This window comes from Thioclava sp. 'Guangxiensis', from assembly GCF_045348365.1.
Taxonomy (GTDB): domain Bacteria; phylum Pseudomonadota; class Alphaproteobacteria; order Rhodobacterales; family Rhodobacteraceae; genus Thioclava; species Thioclava kandeliae.
In genome coordinates this window covers 522,599-545,216 of the sequence record NZ_CP155824.1, presented here as the reverse complement: position 1 = coordinate 545,216, position 22,618 = coordinate 522,599, and the positions used below count along the sequence as shown (strand labels likewise).

At 64.1% G+C, this 22,618-nt stretch carries 21 protein-coding genes; 15 read left to right on the top strand and 6 right to left on the bottom strand.

All coding sequences use genetic code 11. The features are described from left to right. Positions 1–13: 13 nt before the first annotated feature. Entirely contained in the window at positions 14–1,297 is a 1,284-nt protein-coding gene (locus ABEB22_RS19800; protein ID WP_349295310.1) for a TRAP transporter large permease, read from the bottom strand. 505 nt (positions 1,298–1,802) lie between these two features. On the opposite strand from ABEB22_RS19800, the gene ABEB22_RS19795 reads away from it, so the two are divergent. The 15 genes from ABEB22_RS19795 (at position 1,803) to ABEB22_RS19725 (ending at position 17,292) form a co-directional block, all read left to right on the top strand. Next, on the top strand, positions 1,803–3,617 hold the full coding sequence (locus ABEB22_RS19795; RefSeq protein ID WP_349295064.1) for an iron ABC transporter permease: 1,815 nt from the start codon (positions 1,803–1,805) through the stop codon (positions 3,615–3,617). Positions 3,618–3,620: 3 nt separating this feature from the next. After that, positions 3,621–4,736: an ABC transporter ATP-binding protein gene (locus ABEB22_RS19790; protein ID WP_339115595.1), complete on the top strand. Its 1,116-nt coding sequence runs from the start codon at positions 3,621–3,623 to the stop codon at positions 4,734–4,736. Between the two features lie 21 nt (positions 4,737–4,757). Next, positions 4,758–5,867 (top strand): ABC transporter substrate-binding protein, encoded by a 1,110-nt coding sequence (locus ABEB22_RS19785; protein WP_349295063.1) that lies wholly within the window; start codon positions 4,758–4,760, stop codon positions 5,865–5,867. Between the two features lie 58 nt (positions 5,868–5,925). Continuing rightward, positions 5,926–6,753, top strand: coding sequence for an inositol monophosphatase (locus tag ABEB22_RS19780; RefSeq protein WP_349295062.1), 828 nt, complete (start codon positions 5,926–5,928; stop codon positions 6,751–6,753). After that, the gene (locus tag ABEB22_RS19775) at positions 6,746–7,378 is read left to right on the top strand and encodes a dual specificity protein phosphatase (protein ID WP_349295061.1); all 633 of its coding nucleotides are present in this window, start codon (positions 6,746–6,748) and stop codon (positions 7,376–7,378) included. Before ABEB22_RS19780 ends, ABEB22_RS19775 begins: the two co-directional genes overlap by 8 nt. A gap of 2 nt (positions 7,379–7,380) precedes the next feature. After that, positions 7,381–8,394 (top strand): substrate-binding domain-containing protein, encoded by a 1,014-nt coding sequence (locus ABEB22_RS19770; RefSeq protein ID WP_349295060.1) that lies wholly within the window; start codon positions 7,381–7,383, stop codon positions 8,392–8,394. A 764-nt stretch (positions 8,395–9,158) separates the two neighbouring features. After that, the gene (locus tag ABEB22_RS19765) at positions 9,159–9,671 is read left to right on the top strand and encodes a MarR family transcriptional regulator (RefSeq protein WP_339115590.1); all 513 of its coding nucleotides are present in this window, start codon (positions 9,159–9,161) and stop codon (positions 9,669–9,671) included. A 131-nt stretch (positions 9,672–9,802) separates the two neighbouring features. Continuing rightward, on the top strand, positions 9,803–10,813 hold the full coding sequence (locus ABEB22_RS19760; protein ID WP_339115589.1) for an ABC transporter substrate-binding protein: 1,011 nt from the start codon (positions 9,803–9,805) through the stop codon (positions 10,811–10,813). 88 nt (positions 10,814–10,901) lie between these two features. Beyond that, a complete protein-coding gene (locus ABEB22_RS19755; RefSeq protein WP_406871201.1) occupies positions 10,902–11,957 on the top strand; it encodes an ABC transporter ATP-binding protein in 1,056 nt (351 codons plus the stop codon). Further along, positions 11,954–12,811, top strand: a complete 858-nt coding sequence (locus ABEB22_RS19750) for an ABC transporter permease (RefSeq protein WP_349295058.1) — start codon at positions 11,954–11,956, stop codon at positions 12,809–12,811. The genes ABEB22_RS19755 and ABEB22_RS19750 overlap by 4 nt, the downstream gene beginning before the upstream one ends. After that, complete coding sequence (locus tag ABEB22_RS19745; protein WP_339115586.1) at positions 12,808–13,596, top strand: ABC transporter permease; 789 nt, start codon at positions 12,808–12,810, stop codon at positions 13,594–13,596. The genes ABEB22_RS19750 and ABEB22_RS19745 overlap by 4 nt, the downstream gene beginning before the upstream one ends. A gap of 12 nt (positions 13,597–13,608) precedes the next feature. Beyond that, positions 13,609–14,427, top strand: a complete 819-nt coding sequence (locus ABEB22_RS19740) for a polysaccharide deacetylase (RefSeq protein WP_339115585.1) — start codon at positions 13,609–13,611, stop codon at positions 14,425–14,427. Then, positions 14,424–15,149 (top strand): SDR family oxidoreductase, encoded by a 726-nt coding sequence (locus ABEB22_RS19735; protein ID WP_339115584.1) that lies wholly within the window; start codon positions 14,424–14,426, stop codon positions 15,147–15,149. The genes ABEB22_RS19740 and ABEB22_RS19735 overlap by 4 nt, the downstream gene beginning before the upstream one ends. Before the next feature lie 9 nt (positions 15,150–15,158). Then, the gene (locus tag ABEB22_RS19730) at positions 15,159–15,896 is read left to right on the top strand and encodes an SDR family NAD(P)-dependent oxidoreductase (protein WP_339115583.1); all 738 of its coding nucleotides are present in this window, start codon (positions 15,159–15,161) and stop codon (positions 15,894–15,896) included. 13 nt (positions 15,897–15,909) lie between these two features. Beyond that, positions 15,910–17,292: an amidase gene (locus ABEB22_RS19725; protein WP_339115582.1), complete on the top strand. Its 1,383-nt coding sequence runs from the start codon at positions 15,910–15,912 to the stop codon at positions 17,290–17,292. Between the two features lie 198 nt (positions 17,293–17,490). On the opposite strand, the gene ABEB22_RS19720 is transcribed toward ABEB22_RS19725, so the two are convergent. From ABEB22_RS19720 to ABEB22_RS19700, 5 genes are all read right to left on the bottom strand, one after another. Beyond that, the gene (locus ABEB22_RS19720) at positions 17,491–18,213 is read right to left on the bottom strand and encodes an ABC transporter permease (RefSeq protein WP_349295057.1); all 723 of its coding nucleotides are present in this window, start codon (positions 18,211–18,213) and stop codon (positions 17,491–17,493) included. Continuing rightward, entirely contained in the window at positions 18,210–19,133 is a 924-nt protein-coding gene (locus ABEB22_RS19715) for an ABC transporter ATP-binding protein (RefSeq protein WP_349295056.1), read from the bottom strand. The genes ABEB22_RS19720 and ABEB22_RS19715 overlap by 4 nt, the downstream gene beginning before the upstream one ends. 3 nt (positions 19,134–19,136) lie before the next feature. Beyond that, entirely contained in the window at positions 19,137–20,285 is a 1,149-nt protein-coding gene (locus tag ABEB22_RS19710) for an ABC transporter permease (RefSeq protein ID WP_339115579.1), read from the bottom strand. Between the two features lie 4 nt (positions 20,286–20,289). Beyond that, positions 20,290–21,192, bottom strand: coding sequence for an ABC transporter substrate-binding protein (locus ABEB22_RS19705; RefSeq protein ID WP_349295055.1), 903 nt, complete (start codon positions 21,190–21,192; stop codon positions 20,290–20,292). A gap of 163 nt (positions 21,193–21,355) precedes the next feature. Beyond that, complete coding sequence (locus tag ABEB22_RS19700; RefSeq protein WP_349295054.1) at positions 21,356–22,546, bottom strand: MFS transporter; 1,191 nt, start codon at positions 22,544–22,546, stop codon at positions 21,356–21,358. Positions 22,547–22,618: the final 72 nt, after the last annotated feature.

Here is a 22,618-nt window from a genome sequence, read left to right as displayed (position 1 = left end):
TTGGGTGGGAGGGTCAGTGCAGGCCAAGCGCATGGGGAAGCGCCAAGGTCAGGGAAGGGACATAGGTCAGCACGAAAAGCAGCGCGATTTCGGCCACGAGGAAGGGCAGGGTCACGCGGATGAGCGTCCAGTATTCGAGCTTCACCACGGTCGAAAGGATCAGCAGGACCGACCCCAGCGGCGGCGACAGCAGACCCACGGTGATATTGAAGCAGATCACGATCGCCAGATGCACAGGGTCGATGCCCATTGCCAGTGCCGCAGGCACGAAGATCGGGGCGAAGAGGGCCACAGCCGCTTTTACATCCATCACCATACCGGCGCCGAGGAAGATCGCGTTGATGAGCATCAGATAACCGATCGGGCCCAGGCCCCATCCCTGCACGAGATGCTGGATCGCCTGCGGCCATTCCTCGAGGGCGGCGATATAGGAGAAGGTGGAGATGGCGCAGAGCAGGATGAAGAGCCCACCCAGCATGACGGCGGTGCGCATCAGGCTATCGAGGATGCCGCGGAAGGTCAGATGGCCGTAGCCCATCCCGACGACAATGGCGGCAAGCACGGCCACCGCAGCGGCCTCGGCAGGCGTCATGATGCCGAAAAGCGTACCGCCAAGAATGATCGCGGGCAGCATCAGGGCCGGGATGGCGCGCAGGAGCGACGGCCAGAACCGCGGAAGATCCAGATCCTTGCCGCCCGGATGGTCGTCGCGATGGGCAAAATAGGCGTTCATTGCCATCAGCATGACCGCGAGCAGGAGGCCCGGAACGATACCAGCAGCGAAAAGCGCGGTCACATTGGTGCCCATCAGCGCGCCGTAGAAGATCATGATCGAGGAGGGTGGAATGATCGGCCCGATGATCGAGGAGGCACCGGTGATGGCCGAGGCATATTCGCGCGTATAGCCGCGGCGTTCCATCTCGGGCACAAGCGAGTTGCCGAGGGCCGCCGCATCCGCCGTGGCCGAGCCCGAGACACCGGCAAAGAAGACGGATGTTACCACATTCACATGTCCGAGCCCGCCTTTGAGGCGGCCGAAGACCGCCATCGAGAATTCGATCAGCGCATTGGCGACGCCGCCGCGGTTCATCAGGTCCCCTGCCAGAATGAAGAGCGGCATTGCGAGGAAGGCGAAGCTGTCGAGCTGGCTGAAGAGGCGTTGGGGAAGCACGGCGAGAAACTGGTCCTTGCCGACGGCCAGGAAGGTCAGGACCGCAGAGGCTCCGATCAGGTAGGCGATGGCCGAGCCCGCCACAAGCGAGATGGAAACAAAGACGATGATGAAGAGTGCGGGCAAAGCCAAGTCCAATCACAGGTAAGTTTTCTGCGACACAGTCAGTATCGCCGCTGGATGGAAAGAGGGAGGAGCTTCTAGAAGTATAGTCCAGGTTTATATTAACAACATTAATATAACTTAATTTCCCTATTTTCAGCGTTTTACCGCTTGGTCTTCCGCCGGTGGTTTTGCAAGTGGATTCAAAGCCTATCTGCCTGATTGGGTGTTTTTTAAGCGGAATGACTGTAAATCGTGCAGCCCTGTAAGCCGCGGCGCGCCGGAGAGTAACCATACAGAGCGGTGACCGGTCGTTGGTTGGATCTTGCGGACATCATCCGTGCGGGATTTCAGGCGGTCAGGGCAGCGGAGGAATGTTCAGCGATCCACGCGCCGGATATCTCGTCTTTCGTCGCGGCTTGGTGCCGTAAGCCGGTCATGCGCCATTTATTTTGCACATATGTGCAAATTGTCACTTCCCTGTCATGCGCTGCTCCTAGAACAGCCCCGACAACAGGACGGGTGGGCAATGATCGGGTTCGATACAACAGCAGGCAAAGCGGCGCGGTTGCGCCACCGGTTCGCCGTCGCACGGCAGGATCCGACACTCGCGATCGGGCTCGTGCTGCTGGCAGTCTTCTGCGCGCTGATCGTGGCGCCCGTGTGCACCATCCTGTCGGATATCTTCGTCACGCAGGCCGGTGATACGGCGCGCACAGGCGGAGAGGCCGGCAGCTGGACGGGCTATTATCTCGGACGTGCGCTGTTCTCGCGCATGTCGCAGATCCTCTTCTGGACGCCATTATGGAACACGCTCGCCGTGGCAGGCCTCTCGACCGCGCTGGCGCTGGGGATCGGCACGGGGCTCGCATGGCTTCTGGTGCGCTCGGATCTCCGGGGCAGGCGCTGGCTCTCCACCGCACTCATCGTGCCCTTCATGCTGCCGGCATGGACCTTCGCCCTCGCATGGACTGTGCTCTTCAAGAATGCCACCACCGGTGGCCAGCCCGGCTGGTTCGAGGCGATGGGGCTGCAGCTGCCCGACTGGATCTCCTATGGCGCGGTTCCGACCATCGTGATCATGGTGCTCAACTATATCCCCTTCGTCATCCTGCTGGTGGGCAATGCGCTCAAACGCATGGACAGCCAGCTCGAGGAGGCGGGGCGGATGCTGGGTGCGGGACGGGGCACGATCGCGCTGCGGATCGTGGTGCCGTTGATGCGGCCTGCGGTGATGTCGGCCTGCCTTCTGATGTTTGCCGATGCGGTGGGCGAGTTCTCCGTGCCCTATGTTCTGGGCCTGCCCGTACATTTCGAGACGCTGGCAACATCGCTCTACCGTGCCATCGGCACCCAGCAGACCGGCATGGCGGCGGTTTTTGCGGGGGTGATCATGCTGGTGGGGATGGTGACGCTGGGCATCGATACATGGATGATGCGCGAGGCCAGACGTTTTGCCACGATCGGAGGCAAGGGGGCGATGGAGCGCCGCCGCACTCTGGGGCGCTGGCATCTTCCGGCATTCGGGCTCGTCCTTGGGGTGGTGCTGGTGTCGGTGGTTGTGCCATTGGGGGTGCTCGCACTCTCGACGGTGATGATCCTGCCGGGCCGCTTCAATGCCGCCAATTTCACGCTGGCCTACTGGATCGGCACCGGGCTCGACACGGTCGCGCTCAAGACCGGCATCCTGCGCGCGCCCGAATTCTGGGCGGCGGTCTGGAATTCGGTTCGCATTGTGGGCGCGGCCTCGCTGATGGCGGGCCTCGCGGGGCTGCTGGTGGGCTATGTGGTCACCCGCGTGCCGGTGCGGGCGGTGGGTGTGGCGCTGCGGCAGGTGACCTTCTTCCCCTATCTGGTGCCGGGTATCGCCTTTGCCGCGGCCTTCCTGTCGCTGTTTGCCGTCCCCCACGGGCCGATCCCGGCGCTTTATGGCACGCCCTATATCCTGCTTCTGGCATTGGTGGCCGACCAGATGCCCTTTGCCTCGCGCGCAGGGATTGCGGCGATGACGCAGCTGGGGCGCGAGGTCGAGGAAAGCGCGCGGATCGCGGGGGCGGGCTGGTTGCACCGCATGCGCGCCATCATTGTGTCGATCCAGAAAGGCGCGCTGGTGAGTGCCGTGCTCATGCCTTTCATCTCGGGGATCAAGGGGGTCAGTCTCTTCATCATCCTCGCCGTGCCCGCGACCGATGTGCTGACCACCTATTCCCTACGCTTGATCGATTACAACTACACCCAGGCCGCCAATGCCGTGGTGCTGATGATCGCGCTGATCGCCCTTGCGGGCACGATCGTGATCAACCGGCTCACCCGCAACGGACTGGCCCAAGGTCTGGAGAGCTGACCGATGCCGATGATCCAACTCGACCATCTCGAGAAACGCTATGCCAAAGGCGCGGCCCCCGCGGTCGATGACCTCACGCTCAGCATCGAGCATGGCTCCTTCACCTGTATCCTCGGCCCCTCGGGCTGCGGGAAATCGACCACGCTCAGGATGATCTGCGGGCTCGAGGCCACGACGGGGGGCGAGATCCGCATCGGTGAGCAAGTGCTCGACAGCACCGCCAAAGGCATCTTCGTGCCGCCCGAGAAGCGTGGGCTGGGGCTCGTGTTCCAGTCCTATGCGCTCTGGCCGCATATGACGGTGGCCGAGAATATCGCCTTCGGTCTGAAGGTCGCCCGAATGCCCAAACCTGCGCGCAAGATCCGCGTGGCCGAGATGGTGCGGACCCTGCGTATCGAAGGGCTGGAGAACCGCTATCCCGCCCAGCTGTCGGGCGGGCAGCAGCAGCGGGTGGCGCTCGCGCGCACTCTGGCGGTCTCGCCCGGGGTGCTTCTACTCGACGAGCCGCTGTCCAATCTCGATGCGGCGCTGCGGCTCTCGATGCGGGCCGAACTGGCGCGGCTGCATCGCGATTTCGGCACCACCATCGTCTTTGTGACCCATGACCAATGGGAGGCGATGACGCTTGCCACCCATATAGCGGTGATGGCCGGGGGACGCCTGCAGCAATTCGGGCGCCCCGACGAGATCTATGGTCAACCTGCCAACCGCTTCGTGGCCGAGTTCATCGGCAACCCGCCGATCAATCTGATCCCCGCACGCAGTCATACCGCCCGTGCGCTGATGCAGGGCGCGCATCCGCAGGGCGAGATGCTTGGTCTCCGTCCGGAGGGGATCTCGCTCGGACACGAGAGCGGCCTTCCGGCGGTGATCGAGGAGATCCTGCCCACGGGCGGGGCGTGGATCATCACCCTCCGCCTTGCCGACGAGGCGGGACCGCTGACGCTGACCCATACCACGCAGCTGCCGCCACGCTGGCAATTGGGGGCACCCGTCTATCTGCGGGCGCGTCCCGAGGCGCTGCATCTTTTCTGTGCGCAGGGCCATGCCCTCGCGCCCCTTGCCTCGCGGATGACCGCAGGGCCTTCCCACTCCCGCGCGCTGGCGGGGCTGGCCTGACCCTTTGTCTAGGAGAGACAGATGAAATCCCTTCCTTATATCGCGGCGCTGACCACCGCGCTTACGTCCCCAGCCTTTGCCGACGGTTTCGACGAGGCGGGGCTTCTGGCCCGTGCCAAGACCGAGCCCGCGCTGACTGTCTATGACAGCACCGGCAAGATCCGCGAACAGGCGGCGGCCTTTGCCAAAGCCTACGGGCTCGAGGCGACCGGCACCAAGGCCAAGGCCCCGCAGATCATCAAGATCGTCTCGGGCGAGGCCAAGGCGGGCAATGTGCAGGCCGATGTGGTGATCCTCTCGGATCTTCCGGCGGCCACCGCGCAGCTCATCAAGCCGGGCTATGTGACAAGCTATGTCCCCGAGGATATGGTGGGCAAGATCGATGCGCGCTATCAGAGCCCGCTCGTGGTCTCGAACGCGCCCGTGGTCTGGGCCTATAATACCGGGCTCAACCAGAGCTGTCCTGTCGATAATATCTGGGCACTGACCGACCCCGAATGGAAGGGGCATGTTTCCATGCCCGACCCGCAGGCCAAGGCGATGTATACCGACTGGTTCAACCAGCTTGCCATGCATTACGATGCACAGGTGGCCGCCGCCTATGAGGCACATTACGGCAAGCCCCTGAAGACCGGTTTTGCTTCCGCGACCGAGGCCTTCGTGGCCGCACTGGCGGCCAATCAGCCGCTCCTGACCAATTCCGATAGTGACGTGGCCGCAGCCGTGGGCGCCCCCGATACCACTGAGAATTTCATCGGGATCATGTCGACCGCCAAGTTCCGCGAGAACGAGAACGGGATGAAGCTCGGCATCTGTGCCTCGATGTCGCCGATGGTGGGGCTGTTCTATCCGAGCTTCATGCTTACCATGACCCGGACTGACAGCCCCGCCGCCGCCAAGCTGTTCACCCATTATATGCTGACCGAAGCGGGCTGGGCACCACAGGCGGCTGATGGCAAGATGTCCACCAATCGCGAGAATGCGGTGCCGGCCGACGAACCCTCCGGTGTGGCCGGTTATGCCGACAAGATGCTGAACTATGACACTGCCACCTCGGGCGATGACTGGGTGGCGCGGCAGGACTGGCAGGATCTCTGGGCGCTGGCGCGTGCAGGCCAGCTGGGCCAGTAACCGACGACCCGTTGATCGGGTCCGGTATGCGCCGGACCCCTTTACAGAAAGACCGACCTTGACCCAGATCCCAGACCTCGACGCCCGCGAAGCCTTCCTGTCCGACATGATGGCGCGTGCCACGGCCCTCGCGCTGAATGGCTTCCGCACCCGTAATACGGGCGATTTCTCCCTCAAGGGGGCTCAGGATTTCCTGACCGAGACCGACCTCGCCGTGGAGGCGCTGATCCGCGCGGAGATCGCGGAACGCTTCCCTCAGGATGCCATCCTGGGCGAGGAGGGCGGCGGCACGCCCGCCCATGCCACATGGGTAATCGACCCGATCGACGGCACCGCCAATTTCGCGCGTGGCGTGCCGCATTTCTGCGTGATCGTGGCCTTCTGCCTTGCGGGCGAGGCCGTGCTGGCCGCGATCCACCAGCCGGTAACGGGCGAGCGCTGGCAGGCGCGGCGCGGGCACGGTTGCAGCCTGAACGGGGCGCCCGTCCGCGTGACAAGGACGCCCGATATGGGCACGGCCTGTCTCGAGATGGGCTGGTCGCGCCGTCATCCGCTGGCACCCTATCTGCAGGCGCAGGAGGCGGCGATCACCGCGGGCGCGAATATCCGGCGCTCGGGCTCGGGCGGGCTTGCGCTGGCCTATGTGGCCTCTGGCCGCTCCGACGGCTATCTGGAGATCTCGATGAACAGCTGGGATTGCGTGGCGGGCCTGTTGATGGTGCGCGAGGCCGGCGGGGTGGTGGCGAAGGTGCCGGAGGGCCTCTCACTCCTCGACACGCGCCCCGTGCTGGCCGCCACCCCCGGGATCGCGGCGCAAATGGCGGGGATATCGGGGCTTGATCTGGCCCTGATCTTCCCCGCAGAAGAGGGAGATCGCGATGAATGATCTTGACACGAGCGCGTTACAGGAGGCCTTCCGCAAGGCCGATATCGGGCGCGCGCCACTGCACAGGGTCCATACCGATCCGGCGGGGATCGACCTTTATATCGGCAACAAACACGCAGCCTCCGATCCGGCATTGCTGGCGGCGCACGGGATCGGCACGGTGCTCAATTGTGCCGTGAACCTCGATATCAATATGGTCACCCGTCCCGATCCCGAGGCGCAGGAGCTGCCCTTCGGCTGGGGACCCGTGCGCTATTACAAGCTCGGCATCATCGATGGTGCGGGCAATCCCGCGCCGATGCTGCTGGCGGGCTATTACCAGCTGAAGGGGCTGATCGGTCAGACCCTTCCCGACAAGCCCAGCTATCCGTGGCAGGGGACCGGCAATATCCTCGTGAACTGCCGTGGCGGTCGCTCGCGATCGGTGACACTGGTGGCGCTGTTTTTGCATCTCGAATGCCCCGACACCTATCCCACGCTGCAGGCGGCGATCGACCATATCCGTGTGGCGCGCGCGCTGCACCCTTCGGAATGGCCGCAGGCGCCCAAGCAGGTTCTGGTGGACGCGGCCCTCTGGTCGGCCAGAATGGCACGGATGATCACGCCGTATCTGCCAGAGGGCTAGACATGTCCGACCCCGCCCCGCGCCCTGCCTCCGCCGCCGAAGTGGCGGCCCTTGCGGGGGTCTCGCGCTCCGCTGTATCACGCACCTTCACCGATGGGGCGAGCGTCTCGGCGCGCACGCGGGCCAAGGTGATGGCGGCGGCCGAGGCGCTGAACTATCACGTCAACCATCTGGCGCGGGGATTGTCGAAAGATGCGAGCCGCCCCGTCTGCCTGCTCGCCTCGAACCTGACCCGCCCCTATCACGGGCTGTTGCTCGACGCGCTGACGCGCCGGTTGCAGGCGGCAGGCCGGATGGCGATGGTCATCAATGTCAGCACCGATCCGCAAAGCGCCGGCGCGGCGCTCGCGCAGGCGCTGAGCTACCGCGCCTCGGCGGTGGTCGTGATGTCGGGCACGCCTCCCGCAGATATGGTCACCGCCTGTATCGATGCGGGCCAGAAGGTGATCGCGATCAATCGCGGCGAGGAGTGGCCGGGGGTGCATCATATCCGCATCGATTACCGGCGTGCGATGCAGGAGGCGGTCACGGCGCTACGGGCGGCGGGCTGCGGACGGATCGCGCTTGCGGGCTCGCGCAAGGGCACACCGAGCCTTGCTGCGCGCGAGGCGTTCTTTATCGAGGCCTGCCATGCGCAGGGGATCGATCCGGTGGTCTGGCGCGGCGATGGGTCGGGCTATGCGGAGGGGCAGGAAGCGGCGCAGGCGCTGCTGCAGGGGCAGGTGCCTCCCGAGGGCATCTTCTGCCTGACGGATCTGATGGCCTGTGGGCTGATGGATATGGCCCGCGATACACTGGCACTTGCCATTCCCCGCGATCTTTGCGTGATCGGTTTCGACGATATCCCGCAGGCGGGATGGGCGGGCTATGGGCTGACCAGTTTCGCCCAACCTTATGACCGCATAGCGGCACGGGTCGAGGAGATCCTTCTGGGCGAGGAGCCTGCAAGCCGGTTGGAGACTCCGCTCATCTGGCGGCAAAGCGTGCGGTCGGCGAAGGAACCACCACGGGGCTGAGGTCAAACGGGTCCAGCTTTCGGGGTAGTTTGATCCGTATGGTGGAGGACGCCCTGAATGGCAGGCAAAGGCGCGAAGCTGGCAAATTTGGTCGTTAGATCGCGTGACCCGCGCCTGACTTCCTTCCATGAGCGGCACGAGGGGATGCCATGCGGGAAGCGCAAGATGGCCTCCGGAGAGATGCCCGACGCGTTGGCAGCTCTCGTTCTCCTCCGAGGTCCGCCCGAGTTCATAGGGGCCGCGTTGCCCATCATGGTGCTATCGGCCAGCAGCACTCGAAAGTGTCATGCTTACAGACCGGCGGCCTAAAACGCTCAAACGGCAGGCTATGCACTGGCTGAGGTTCAATGGGTTCGATCCGAATCCGATACGAACACTTTTGATCCTCTCGAAACAGCATTCGGTCACCGCGGCCATGTTGGATATAATTGTGAGCTATGTGCGGCCAAGGGTGATCGGGGCCATCACGCTGGCCGCGCCATTCGTGGTGATTGCCTAAATCGTCCAGCGCAGTCCCCTGATCGTGATCTCTGCGGCCTGCGTCAGGCAGGCGCTGCTGTATGCGGGCGAGCTCGAGGTGCTGCCGCTGACCTTCGGGGGCCGCGGACCGACATCCATCCGCTTCGCCAGAGCGATGCTGTTCTGGCGGGCAGCCGCCTCCGGCAGAGGATGAGCCAATAGAAAAAGGATGCGGAGTTTGCTTGAAAATGGCGCATATTTACGTGATGGTATCTTTAAGAAAAGATAATTTATTGGAAATCCAGATGGCCTATTCTGTCGATGAGGAACGTGACTTTGTAGACGAGGCGATCTCGCTCTGGACGGAGGAGGTCCCCTATCTGGATACCTCCGGCAAGCAGATCACCGGGCGGATCCTGCGGCTGGCCGAAGCCGTCAACGACCGGATGAACGGGGTGCTGCATGGGCATGGGATCAAATATGGCACCTATGCCATTCTGGCGACCCTGCGCGCGAGCGGTGCACCCTATGCGATGACACCGAAGTCGCTGCAGGCGACCTTGGTGGTCACGTCTGGCGGGCTTTCCAACCAGATCGCCCGGCTCGAAGCCAAGGGGCTGGTGACACGCGAGGTCGACCCTAGCGATGGGCGCGGTGTGCTGGTGAAACTGACGCCCGAAGGGTGTGCATTGGCCGACAGGACCATGCCACCGCAGGCACAGGCCGAGCGCGATTTCGTGCGGATGCTCTCGCCGGAGGAGCGTCAGCAACTCGAGAACCTTCTGCGGCGTGTGCTGCTCCTTAACGCGCATTCCTGAGGGCATAATGTGTAAATAACAGGCAGGTCCACTCTACTTGCCTTTTGTTTATCTTTCACAAAAGATAAATCTAGACAGAACGATCTCCTCGTCGCAGGTTTGACCCATAAAAACCGACAACAGGGATCAAGATGAAACAGTTTGCAGTTTTCGGCGCGATTCTCGCAGCCGTTGCCACGCCGGCTCTGGCGGAGGATGTTGTGGTGGGCACGTTCGGGGGCTCGTTTGGCGAGGCGGTGGCGCAATGCCATATTGCGCCCTTCGAGAAAGCCACGGGTGATGAGGTCATCACGCAGGAAGGCAGTTCCTCGCAATTCGCCTCGATGGTACGCGCGACCGGAGGTCACAGCGATTTCGACGTTCTTTACATCGACAATTCCTTTGCCACGCAGCTTGGCTCGGAAGGGCTGGTCGAGCCGCTCGATCATGCGAAACTGTCCAATTCGGCTAAGCTCGATCCCAAGGTCTGGGGGCCTGCGGACAGCTTCGTGCAGTTCATGTGGGCCGCGACCGCTATCGCTTATAACCCAAAACTGGTGAAAACCCCGCCCACCAGCTGGAGCGCGATCTTTGATCCGGCCTATAAGGGAAAAATCGCTCTACCGGATATTTCGGGCACCTCGGGCGTGCATTTCCTGATCGCGGCGGCGCGGATGAATGGCGGCAGCATTGACAATCTTGATCCCGGATTTGAGGCAATCGCCAAGCTCGCGCCGGATGTACAAGCCTATTACACGCAGGCAGATCAGCTGATCGGCATGTTCGAGCGTGGCGAGATCGCAATGGCGCCGTGGTATAGCGACCGCACCGCCTCTGCTGCAGCCAGCGGCGTTCCGGTGAAGATCGCCTATCCCGAAGAAGGCGGGATCGGGATCAATGTGACGCTGGTGATCCCTAAAGGCGCTGCCAATCCCGAGGGCGCCTACAAGTTCATCAACGAGATACTCTCGCCCGAGGCGCAATCCTGTCTGGCCGAGAAGATGTATGAAGGCCCCGTGAACCCCGACACCAAACTCGAGGGGGCAGCCGCCGAAGCGGTGCCTACCGCAGTCTATCCGACGCTCTATTTCCCCGATCCCGAGAAGGTCGCGGCAAATGTCGGCGACTGGCGGGCGCGCTGGCAGCGCGAGATCACCCGCTAAGCCAACTTTCTTACCTTGTTTACCTTATCCCCCTGCCCGTAATCGGGCGGGCAGGGGGCGCATGACCAGAAGCCCTACGGAGACCGCCGTGTCCTCACTTTCAATCAAGAACCTCACCAAACGATATGACGATCTGACCGTCGTGAATTCGGTTTCTCTGGAGGTCGGACAAGGGGAGTTTGTTTCTCTTCTCGGGCCGTCGGGCTGCGGTAAAACGACGATTCTGCGCATGATCGCGGGGCTTCTGGACCCGAGCGTGGGGCAGATTCTGTTCGGCGATCAGGACGTGACCCGCCTGCCGCCTAACAAACGCAATATCGGGCTGGTCTTCCAGAGCTATGCGCTGTTTCCGCATCTGACGGTGCATGAGAATGTCGCTTTCGGGTTGCGCCGCCAGAAGGTCAGCGGGCGCGAGCTGGACATGCGGGTGGGAGAGGCCCTCGAGCGGGTCCGTCTGGGCCAGCATGGCGCGCGCTATCCGCGCCAGTTGTCGGGTGGTCAGCAGCAGCGCGTGGCGCTGGCCCGGTCCATCGCACCGCGCCCCTCGATCCTGCTGTTCGACGAACCGCTCTCCAATCTGGATGCACAGCTGCGCGAGGAGATGCAGATCGAGATCAAGCGCCTGCAGGCCGAGCTGAAGATCACCTCGCTCTTTGTCACCCATGACCAGCATGAGGCCATGAGCCTTTCCGACCGGATCTGCCTGATGTCGGGCGGCGATATCCAGCAATTCGCGAGCCCCGAGGATGTCTATTTCCGCCCGGCCAACGGATTTGTCTCGGGCTTTGTCGGCAGTCCCAACAAGTTGTCGGGGCAGGTGCGCGGCGGCCGTGTCGCGCTTGCCCATGGGGTAGAGCTGGATCTGGACCGGCCCCTGACCGAGGGCATGGCTGTATCGGTCACCCTGCGGCAGGAGGATATCCATCTCGTGCCGGGGGCCGAGGGGCCGCTTGCGGGTACGATCAGCCTGCGTATCTTCGAGGGCGCGCATGTGCAATATGTGATCGCGCTGGGGCAGGGGATCGAGGTGCTGGCGCGGGTCAATTCGCGCGGACCGTTGGCCAATCTGGTGCCTGGCACGCAGGTGGCGCTCGATATCGCCCCCGACCGGATCTTCGTGGCGCAGGCGGAGGGTGTGGCATGACGTCCTCGCGTTGGCTGGGTGCGGGGCTGGTTCTGCCCGTGACCGCACTTCTATTGCTGTTCTTTCTGGCTCCGACCCTGTTGATGGGGTTGATGAGCCTGCGCAATTATACGGCAGGCAGCGGCATCGGTGCCGACTGGACGCTCGGCAATTATTTCTCGGTCCTGAGCGACGGCTTCTATATCGAGATCATGCTGCGGACGCTGTTTCTGGGGCTGGTGGTGACGCTGGCAACGCTGGTGCTGGGCTTCCCGCTGGCGCTGTTCATCCTGCGCGCCCGTCCTGCGGTTCAAACGGTGACGATCCTGCTGGTGATATTCCCGCTGCTTTGCAATATCGTCGTGCGCTCCTTTGGCTGGATGGTGCTGCTCTCGCCCAATGGGGTCGTCAACGAGACACTCGAATCCTTGGGGCTGATCTCCGGTCCGCTCGATCTGATGTATAACCTGCTGGGTGTGGTGATCGGGCTGACGCAGATCTATCTGCCGTTCATGGTGCTGCTTCTGGTGCCGGCGCTACAGAACATTCCCGCCGATGTCGAAGCAGCGGCCCTCGGGCTCAAGGCGTCGCGGGGGCGGGCGTTCTTCACCATTATCGTGCCGCTGGCCTTGCCCGGTATCATCACCGGCTCAATCCTCGTCTTCGTTCTCAGCATTTCGGCGCTGGTGACCCCGCGCATGCTGGGCGGCCCGACCTACAAGGTCATGGCGACCCAGATCTATGACGAGTTCATGACCAATCTGAACTGGCCTGCAGGGGCGGCGCTTGCCTTCATCCTGACGGCGATCACGCTCGGGCTCATCTGGGGCGCAAACCGTCTGGCGGCCCGCTATACGAAAGGATTACAGGCATGATCCCGCGTAAATCCTCGCTTTTGCTGACGCTTTTCGCCCTTCTCGTGCTGGTGTTCATGAATGCGCCCACTGTCGTGGTGGTGCTGGCCTCCTTTACCAAGACGAGCTACCTCACGGTGCCACCGCAGGGCTGGACGCTCGATTGGTTTGCCGAAGTGCTGACCGATCGTGGCTATCAGCGCGCGATCTCCACCAGTCTGACACTGGCGGCAGGGGCCACGGCGCTGTCGATCCTGCTGGGGACCGCGGCGAGTTATGCGCTCCATCACCGGCTGGTGCGCGGGCGCGATCTGATCCTGTCACTGGTAATGGCGCCGCTGGTCTTTCCCGCGGTGGTGATCGGGGTGGCGCTGCTGCAGTTCATCTCCCTGATGGGGCTGCGCGGACAGTTCTGGGTCCTGATGCTCGCGCATGTTCTGATCACGCTGCCCTATGTGGTGCGCTCGGCCATGTCCTCGCTCACCGGCCTCAATCCGCAGCTCGAGGAAGCGGCCATGGTGCTCGGCTCGGACCGCTTCACCGCCTTCCGGCTGGTGACGCTGCCGCTTCTGAAACCGGGTCTGGTGGCAGGCGGGATCTTTTCCTTTGTCACCTCGCTCGACAATGTGCCGGTCACCATCTTCCTGCTGACCCCGCGCGAGACGACGCTGCCGACCAAGATTTTCGCCTCCGTCGAGCATGGCGTTGATCCCTCGATCGCGGCGGCCTCGACGCTTCTGGTGCTGGGCACCGCCATCGTTCTTGTTCTGGCCCAGAAATGGGTCTCCTTCACCCGCTTTTTCTGAATTGGAGAGATTATGAGCTTTACCTCCAAAGGCTTCCCGATGATGCTGACCTTCGATCTCGACTGCGAGACGATGTGGACCGCCCGCGACCCCGACGCCCATAAACGCCCGATCCTGATGTCGCAGGGCGCCTATGGCTGGAAACGCGGGGTCTGGCGGGTGATGGACGTGCTCAAACGCCACGAGATCACCTCCACCTTCTTCGTGCCGGGGCAGGTCGTGGAGGCGCATCCCGAGGTGATCGAGGCGCTGCTGAAAGACGGTCACGAGATTGCCCATCACAGTCATACCCACCGCTGGATCGTGACGCTGACCCCCGAGGAAGAGCGCGAGGAGATGGAACTGGCGCAACAGGCGATCATCAAGGCCACGGGCGAGGCGCCGCGCGGCTGGCGCAGCCCGGCCGCCGAAGTGACCGATGTGACCATGGATCTGATCAAGGAATACGGGTTCTCCTACTCGTCGAATTTCTTTGATGACGATGCGCCTTATTTCCTCAAGGTGCGCGGCGCGCCCATCGATTGTGTGGAGCTGCCCTTCCGCTACATCAATACCGACAGCCCCTATTTCCAGTTCGCCAAGATCCTGCCGGGCCGCACGATCACCTCGCCGCCCCAGGTGGTGGACACATGGAGCTGGGAGTTTGACACGCTTTATGCCGAAGACCGGATGATGGTCACTGCCATGCATCCCGAATTCATCGGCCAGCCCTCGGGGGCCATCGTGCTCGACCGTTTCATCCAGCATATCCGCAAACATGATAATGTCTGGATCGACCGCTGTGACCGGATCTCCGCCGATATGGCGGCGCAGATGAAGGCTGATGCATGAGCATGTTTGCCGGATATCGCGCGGTCATCGTGGGTGGATCGGCCGGCATCGGCCGGGCGACGGCCCTGATGCTGGAGGGGCGCGGCGCGCAGGTATTTGTCATTGACCGGAATGACGCCGCGCCTTTCGCCTGTGCGAGGGCCGATCTCGCCGACGCAAGCGCGGTGGAGGCCGCTATGGAGAGCGCCGCGCGCGCGCTTGGCGGGATCGATATCCTTGTCAATTCGGCAGGGATCGACCTCGAGACCCCGAGCGAGGCGGGAAATGACGACGACTGGTCGCATCTTCTTTCGGTCAATCTCTCGGGGCCTATGCGGACCGCGCGTGCGGCCTTCCCCTATCTGGCGGCGTCCGGTCATGGTGCGATTGTCAATGTGTCTTCGGGGGCGGGGCTCAAGCCCATCCCCGATCGCGCGGCCTATTGTGCGTCCAAAGCGGGTCTCGTGATGCTGTCGAAATCCTTGGCGCTGGATTGGGCCGAGGAGGGTATCCGCGTAAACACCGTCTGCCCGGGCGCGGTCCATAGCGATCTGTTCGACCAGTCATGGGCCAACGCCCCCGATCCGCAGGCAAAGCTCTCGGAGATCCGCGACCGCTATGCGCTGCGCCGGATCGCGCAGCCCGAGGAGTTGGCCGAAGCGATCGTCTTTCTTGCCGGTCCCGCCGCCTGTCATATCACCGGCTCCACGCTGGCGGTAGATGGCGGACGCACCTTCTATTGAGGCACTTTAATGCAGCGTTTCCACAACAAGACCGTGCTTGTCACCGGCGGTGCCGGTGGCATTGGCGGAGCGACAGCGCGGCGCTTTGCCGCCGAGGGCGCACGGGTGGCCGTATTCGACCTCCACCCCGCCGAAGCGCCTGCAGAGGCGCATCAGGGTTGGCTGTCGCTGGCCTTCGATGGCACTGACGGAGCGGCGCTGGCCGAAGCCGTGGCACAGGTCGAGGCCGAGTTCGGCCCGGTCGATGTCCTGTTCAACAATCTCGGTCAATCAGGGCGCGAGCGCTCTGCGCTCTTTTGCGAAAGCGAGGAGGAGGTCTGGCGCTTTGTCATGGAGATCAACCTGCTCTCCACCATGCGGGCCTGCCGTCTTATCGGGCCGCAGATGAAGATACGGGGCGCGGGGCGGATCATAAATATGTCCAGCGATGCGGCGCTCTCTGGCGATCTGCGTCTGTCGGATTACGCTGCGGCCAAGATGGGCATCGTGGGCTTTACCCGCGCGCTCGCACAGGAGCTGGCCCCGCATGGTGTGACAGTCAATGCCGTCTGTCCCGGGGCCATCGCGACCGAGGCGCATAACCGCATCCCGCGCGCGACGCTCGATGCGTTGGTGGCTGCCACGCCTGCAGGCTTCATCGCGCAGCCCGAGGAGGTTGCTGGGCTTGTGGCCTATCTCGCCTCCGCCGAGGCGCGTTTCATTACCGGACAGACGATCGCCATCAACGGCGGTCGCAACATGCTCTAGAACCGAGGACCTGATGACAGATATTGCCGATCTGAGCGCCGTGGCGCAGGCACGCGCCATTGCCGCGCGCGAGATCTCGCCGGTAGAGGCCGTGCAGGCGGCGTTTGACCGGATCGAGGCGCGCGCCGAGCTGAACGCCTTTGTGACGCTCTGCCCCGAGCGCGCGCTTGCAGAGGCCCGTGCGGCGGAGGCCCGTATCGCGAAAGGCGCGGCCCGACCTCTCGAAGGCGTGCCTTTCTCGGTCAAGGACCTGATCGCAACCGAGGGTGTGCGCACCACGCAGGGCTCGAAGATCTTTTCACAGAATGTGCCCAAGGAAGATGGCGTGTCGGTGGCGCGCGCGCGCGGGGCAGGGGGCATCCTGATCGGCAAGACCACGACTCCCGAATTCGGACATAAACCCGAAGCGACATCGCCGCTTTCGGGGCGCACGCTCCATCCGACCCATCCCGACCGCACACCGGGGGCCTCCTCTTCGGGCTCGGCGGTGGCCGTGGCGGCCGGGATGGGCCCGCTCTCCATCGGCTCCGATGGCGGGGGCTCGATCCGTATTCCGGCGGCCTGTTGCGGCATTGTCGGGCTCAAGCCCACGCTGGGTATGATCCCGCATCTGTCGCTGCCCGATCTGTTCGGCGCCAATTCCTATGTCGGGCCGATGGCGCGCGACGTGGAAGATACGGCGCTCTTCTTCGAGACGATGGCGGGTTTCGATCCGCGCGATCCCTGGGGGCAGGGGGCGCTGCCCGTGGTCAAGCCCTTCGCGGGGTTCAAGGGGCTGCGGGTCGGCTGGCTCCCCAATGGCGGTGCGCAGGTCGAGCCCGAAACCGCGGCGGCCACCCGTGCCGCCATCGACGCCATGGCGCGGGAAGGTGCCGAGATCGAGGAGATCGAGATCGATTTGCGCGCGGTGGAGCCCGCTTTCCTGACCGTGCTGCGTTCGGGTCTGTCGGCGCGGATGGGCGCGCATGTTGCGCGCCATGGTAATGATATGGATCCGAGCCTTCTGGTGCGCATCATCGAGGGGCGCGATCTTTCAGCCTTTGATATGTCGCAGGCAAGCTTCGAGCGCACCAGAACCTTTAACGCGCTGCAGGAGGTTCTGGCGCGATGCGATGTCATCGTCTCGCCCGTGCTGACCGCACCAGCCATCCCGATCACGGTCGACAGTTCGGGCGATGTGGAGATTGCGGGCAATCGCGGGCCGATCCGTGGTGCGTGGTATCCCTTCACCTATCCGCTCAACCTCACGGGCCATCCGGCGATCTCCATGCCCTGTGGCCGGACCGCGTCGGGTCTGCCCATCGGCTTGCAGATCATGGGCCCATGGTATCAGGACCGTTTCCTGTTGCAGCTCGCGGCGCAGGTCGAGACGCTTCTGGCAGTCAGTCGCGTCTGAGACGCTTTTCCCCGGGGCGCGCGCAGGCCCGCTCGAGCGCCTCTGCGGCCGTTTCTACTGGAGAGCGTTCTGCCGTGTCGGCGCGGCCCGTCGATGGGGGGACGGCATGCCTCCGGCGAGCCCGTGGCGCATGGTGCCTGCAAGGCAGAACGTTATCTGGGTATCGGTCGCGCCGTAGGTCATGCCAAGCGTTGCAGACTACCGGCGCAGCCGCTTCTCCGCCAGCATCAGCCCGTCATGGATAAGAAGCGCCAATAGGCCTGTGATCACGCCACCCTGCACGACGAATGCGGTGTTATTGGTCAGAAGTCCCGCGATGATCACTTCTCCCAGCGTGCGCGCGGCCACCGTCGAGCCGATCGTGGCGGTGCCGAGCGCGATCACCACCGACAAGCGCACCCCTGTCAGGATGACCGGTGCCGCAAGGGGGAGTTCGACCGAGATCAGGCGCTGGCGAGGCGACAGCCCGATACCGCGTGCGGCCTCCATCGTGACGGAGGGCAGGTTTTGTAGTCCCGTCACCGCGTTATCAAAAATCGGCAGAAGCCCGTAGAGGAAAAGCGCCACCAGTGTCGGCCCCGCGCCAAAGCCCATGGCAGGTACGGCGAGCGCCAGTACGGCCACCGGCGGGAAGGTCTGGCCGATATTGGCCAGCATTCTCGAAAGCGGCAGAAACCCTGCGCCCGCCTTACGCGTGACAAAGATAGCAAGCCCCACCGCGACCACCGTGGCACATCCCGAGGCCAGCGCCACGAGCCCCAGCTGGCTGAGGGTCAGTGACAGAAGCGATGCACGTTCGTAGATCACTGGCCCGCCCTGCGGGGCAAGCGGCGCCAGAAGCGGCGCGAACCACGCGGGCCGGAGCACCATCGCCAGCAAGAGCGCGTAGAGCGCGGGGCGCAGGACCCATCCGGCCTTCATGCGGGGGCCTCGGCGCGCGCGCGGATCGCGCGGAGCGTGACGACGCCTCCGCCGGTCACGGGCAGCGCCTCGCGCCCCGACCAGAGGCAGAGCGACAGCGCCTCGCGCAGGGAGGCCTCGGGGCTGACGGCTGGTCCCGTCGCCTCGCCCGCCTGCACGATCTCGGCGACCCGCATCAGGGACAGACGGCGCAGCGGACGGTCCAGCTCGCCCAGCATATCGGCCACGAAACCGCTTGCGGGATGGGCGATAATCTCGGCGGGCGGCGCATACTGGATCAACCTGCCGCCATCCATCACCGCCACCCGGTCCCCCAGCCGGATCGCCTCGTCCATATCATGGGTGACGAGAATGATCGTGGATCCCAGCTGGCGCTGGATGCGGGCCAGATCCTCCTGCGCGCGCTGGCGGATGATCGGGTCGAGCGCGCCGAATGGCTCGTCCATCAGTAGAAGATCGGGGCGCGAGGCCAGCGCACGGGCCACACCTACGCGCTGCTGCTGCCCGCCCGACAGCTCGGCCGGATAGCGGTCACGGAAGGTCTCGGGTGGCAGCGAGAAGAGATCCAGCAGCTCGTCCACCCGCGCGCGGATCTTGGCCTTGGGCCAGCCCAGGAGCCGCGGCACCGCGCCGATATTGCGCGCGACCGTGTGATGCGGGAACAGGCCGTGGCCCTGAATGGCATAGCCGATCCGGCGGCGCAGCAGATGCGGTTTCATCCTGTGGGTCGGGTCGCCATTGAGGCGGACCTCGCCGGAGCTGGGTTCCTCGAGGCGGTTGATCATGCGCAAAAGCGTGCTCTTGCCCGAGCCGGAGGTGCCCACGATGGTGGTGATCGTGCCGGTCTCGACCACCATCGAGACGGCATCCACCGCAAGATCGGGGCCGAAACGCTTGGTCAGATTGGTGATCTCGATCATTGTTCAGCCTTCTGCCGGTCGGGTGGCGGAGCGCGGGCTGGCCAGCTCGACGGCGATATCCATGACAATTGCGGCCACCAGCGCCAGCGCCACCGTGGGCAGCGCGCCCAGCAGGATCAGGTCTGTAGCGGTCTGGTTGAGGCCCTGGAACACGAACCCGCCAAAGCCCCCGCCGCCGATCAGTCCCGCAATCACCGCCAAGCCGATATTCTGCACCATGACGATACGGAGACCGGCCAGCAGCACCGGCAATCCCAGAGGCAGCTCGACCTGCCACAGGCGTTGGCGCGCGGAAAGCCCGATACCGCGTGCGGCCTCGGCCGTAGCAGGTGGCACCGCTTCGAGCCCCGCGACGGTATTGCCCACCACCGGCAGGAGCGCATAGAGCACCAACGCCACAAAGGCAGGCGCAAAGCCGATGCCCGCGATCCCCAGCCCCGCCAGAACGGGCGCGGCAGTGGCAAGCCCCGCCAGAAGCGGGATCATGATCCCGAACATCGCAAGCGAGGGGATGGTCTGCAAAAACCCTAGCATCGGCAGAAGGAGCCGCCGGAGCCCCGCATGGCGATGGCACAGGAGCCCCAACGGGAAGCCGAGAGAGCTGGCCACCACAAGCGAGCCGAGCGCCAGTTGCAGATGGCGCAGGAGCGCCTGCCAGAATGCGGCAGATCTTGCGCTATATTCCTGCGCGATGGACAGACCCGCAAGCCAGCCAGAGGAGAGCACCGTGGCCACCGCCACGCCGCCCGCAACGAGCAGGAGCGCGCGCATCAGGGCGCGCGGACGCATTGCGTTGAGCGCATCGACCATCAGGAGGGCAAAGACCGCCAGTAATCCCCAGACCCCCGCGGCAGGCCCGCTGCGCGCATAATCACCGGCATCGGCCAGCAGATCGGCGCTGCCTTGCGAGACTGCCCAGACAAGACACCCAAGCCCCAGCGCCCCGCCTGCAAGCCGCAGGGCAGGGCGCGGTGACAGCCCCGCAACAAGCGCCAGAGCCATCCCGGATGTTGCCCCCCAGAGCCCTAGCGTCCAGAGGCGCACGCCCTCACCCGCCACGATACGATTGGCCGCGATGGTCATGAAGGGCAGACAGAGCAGCCCGCCACCGGCAAGCGCGAAGACCAGACCGGCGGGAGAGACCCGCGCCATGGCCTTAGCCCAGCACACCCGTCTGGGTCAGATAGTCGCGCGCCACGGCCTCGGCCGGCTCGCCCCCCACCTGAATGCGGCCGTTGAGCTTTTGCAGCGTTGTCATGTCCAGCTTGTCGAAGATCGGGTTCAGGATCCCGGGGATCGAGGGATAGTCGTCGAGCACCTCGGTGCGGAGGATCGGGGTGGGCTCGTAGACGGGCTGCACGCCCTTGTCATCCGTCATCACGACAAGTCCCGTGGCCCCCACGCCGCCATCGGTGCCATAGACCATGGCCGCATTGACGCCCGAGGTGCCGCGCGCCGCCGCCTGAATGGTCGCCGCCGTATCGCCGCCCGACAGGATTACCGTCTGGTCGGGTGTCAGGGTGAAGCCATAGGTCGTCTGCATCGCGGGCAGCACGCCGGGCGAGGAGACGAATTCGGTCGAGGCGGCCAGTTTGACCTCGCCGCCATCCGCGACCCATGCCCCGAAATCGCTCATGCTCGCCAGATCGTTGGCTTGCGCCACAGGGCCCGTGACCGCGATGGCCCATGTGTTGTTGGCGGGCGCGCTGTCGAGCCAGGTGATGCCATCGGGCGCATCAAGCTCGGCGGCACGGTCATGGGCCGAAGCCGGATCCTTCCAGACATCGCTGCCCGCCTCGTTATGGAAGAAGGCCGCATTGCCAGTATATTCGGGATAAATATCGATCTGGCCGGCCTTGATCGCCTCGCGCACGATCTGGGTGCCGCCCAGTTGCAGGCGCCGCTCGACGGGCAATCCCGCATTCTCGAGCGCGAGCGCGATGATATTGCCCAAGAGCCCGCCCTCGGTGTCGATCTTCGAGGAGACCGTGATATCGGCCTGCGCGGTGGAGGTGAAGCCTGCCACAAGCGCGGCGGCAACGAGGAATTTGGACGTCATGAGTGGCTCCTGCGCCTGAGGTCGATGGGGCGGTGGGTCAGGGCATATCGCACCCGGCTCACAGGTAATTGTAGGAACCTTGCGCGGTTTTCCAAGCGATCTGCAGGAAAAAAGCCTCACCGCCGTGGCGGTAGGGGCGTAGGCGTTGCAGGAAAAGGCACCGTTAGCGCCCCTGCGCGTCAGATCTGGCACACATAGCGATCAGCGCCATGGCGATTATGACCACGCCATAGCCGATGGTGGTCGTGGTCAGCCCGAATGTGCTGACGAGGGCACCGGCAATGACCACCGGCACGCCGAAGGCCAGATAGCTGAGCGTGAAGATGGCCGCGAAAAGCTCACCCCGCTCATGGGGTTCGGCCAGCGGTGCCAGCGAGCGGACCGCGCCATAAAAACAGGTGCCGAACCCGATCCCCGCAAAGGGCAGCGCCACGAGATAAGCCCAGAGACTGCCCTGTTGTACCGCAATCAGCGTCAGGAGTGTGCCCGAAGCCAGTGCCACGATCCCCAGACGCAGGGTCGCGGAGGCCGAGATATGCCGTGCAAAGAAGCAGGCTGCGGCGCCGGTTCCGGCCAGCGCGGTGACGACGGCCCCCTGTTCCAGCCCGTGGGTCAGGCCGAAGACATGGCTCGAGATCGATACGCCGAGCGAGAGGTAGAACCCGCCCGTGGCCCATGTGGCAAAGAGGGCAGGGGCCACGCGCCAGAAGACGGGCCGCGCGTTGTCCGGTATCCGCACACGCGGGCGCAGCGCGGAGACAAGGCCTTCATGGCGTGGCGAGGTTTCGGGCCAGAGCCAGACGCCTGCGGCAAAGAGCACGCTGATCAGCGCAAGCCCGATGAAGAACGGATGCAGCGCCAGCGAGGACATATCGATCGCCCCTCCTGCCAGCAGCGCGCCAAGTGCAAGCCCCGCAAGCGGCAGCGTCGAATTGCAGATCGCGGCAAGGCCGGGCCTGTCGGTGGGTTCCAGATCGACGATGGCCGCAGAGAGGGTCGAAAGAAGCAATCCGCCCGCCACCCCCTGCAGGGCACGGGCCAGTACGAGCCCGCCCACGCTATGGGCCTGCGAGAAGATCAGCGCGAAGACCGCCAGAAGCAGGAATCCCAACGAGAGCGTCGGTCTGCGGCCGAGATGGTCGGAGGCCGAGCCGAAGGTCAGCAGGGTCGCCAGAAGCGTGATCGCATAGATGGCGAAAATACCGGTGAGAACCACAGGCGAGAACCCGATCTGGGCCTGAAGTTGAGGGTAGAAGGGCGAGGGAGCACTGGCGCTGGCCATAACGAGCGCGCTGCCGAGTGCCGCGAGGGTAAAGCTTGCCGGTCTGGCAAGGGGCTGGCGGATGGCAAACATGGGGGCTCCTTGGTTCGAATCTCTTCGAACCTTACCTAGGTTGCATCCTTCGATGGTTCAACTATATTCGAA

Bases quoted from the DNA above. Each gene is read 5' to 3' on its own strand.
- ABEB22_RS19730 (WP_339115583.1), top strand. From the start codon at position 15,159: ATGCAGCGTTTCCACAACAAGACCGTGCTTGTCACCGGCGGTGCCGGT.
- ABEB22_RS19750 (WP_349295058.1), top strand. From the start codon at position 11,954: ATGACGTCCTCGCGTTGGCTGGGTGCGGGGCTGGTTCTGCCCGTGACC.
- ABEB22_RS19715 (WP_349295056.1), bottom strand. From the start codon at position 19,133: ATGATCGAGATCACCAATCTGACCAAGCGTTTCGGCCCCGATCTTGCG.
- ABEB22_RS19770 (WP_349295060.1), top strand. From the start codon at position 7,381: ATGTCCGACCCCGCCCCGCGCCCTGCCTCCGCCGCCGAAGTGGCGGCC.
- ABEB22_RS19700 (WP_349295054.1), bottom strand. From the start codon at position 22,546: ATGTTTGCCATCCGCCAGCCCCTTGCCAGACCGGCAAGCTTTACCCTC.
- ABEB22_RS19745 (WP_339115586.1), top strand. From the start codon at position 12,808: ATGATCCCGCGTAAATCCTCGCTTTTGCTGACGCTTTTCGCCCTTCTC.
- ABEB22_RS19735 (WP_339115584.1), top strand. From the start codon at position 14,424: ATGAGCATGTTTGCCGGATATCGCGCGGTCATCGTGGGTGGATCGGCC.
- ABEB22_RS19775 (WP_349295061.1), top strand. From the start codon at position 6,746: ATGAATGATCTTGACACGAGCGCGTTACAGGAGGCCTTCCGCAAGGCC.
- ABEB22_RS19760 (WP_339115589.1), top strand. From the start codon at position 9,803: ATGAAACAGTTTGCAGTTTTCGGCGCGATTCTCGCAGCCGTTGCCACG.
- ABEB22_RS19795 (WP_349295064.1), top strand. From the start codon at position 1,803: ATGATCGGGTTCGATACAACAGCAGGCAAAGCGGCGCGGTTGCGCCAC.
- ABEB22_RS19705 (WP_349295055.1), bottom strand. From the start codon at position 21,192: ATGACGTCCAAATTCCTCGTTGCCGCCGCGCTTGTGGCAGGCTTCACC.
- ABEB22_RS19785 (WP_349295063.1), top strand. From the start codon at position 4,758: ATGAAATCCCTTCCTTATATCGCGGCGCTGACCACCGCGCTTACGTCC.
- ABEB22_RS19710 (WP_339115579.1), bottom strand. From the start codon at position 20,285: ATGGCGCGGGTCTCTCCCGCCGGTCTGGTCTTCGCGCTTGCCGGTGGC.
- ABEB22_RS19740 (WP_339115585.1), top strand. From the start codon at position 13,609: ATGAGCTTTACCTCCAAAGGCTTCCCGATGATGCTGACCTTCGATCTC.
- ABEB22_RS19790 (WP_339115595.1), top strand. From the start codon at position 3,621: ATGCCGATGATCCAACTCGACCATCTCGAGAAACGCTATGCCAAAGGC.
- ABEB22_RS19765 (WP_339115590.1), top strand. From the start codon at position 9,159: ATGGCCTATTCTGTCGATGAGGAACGTGACTTTGTAGACGAGGCGATC.
- ABEB22_RS19720 (WP_349295057.1), bottom strand. From the start codon at position 18,213: ATGAAGGCCGGATGGGTCCTGCGCCCCGCGCTCTACGCGCTCTTGCTG.
- ABEB22_RS19725 (WP_339115582.1), top strand. From the start codon at position 15,910: ATGACAGATATTGCCGATCTGAGCGCCGTGGCGCAGGCACGCGCCATT.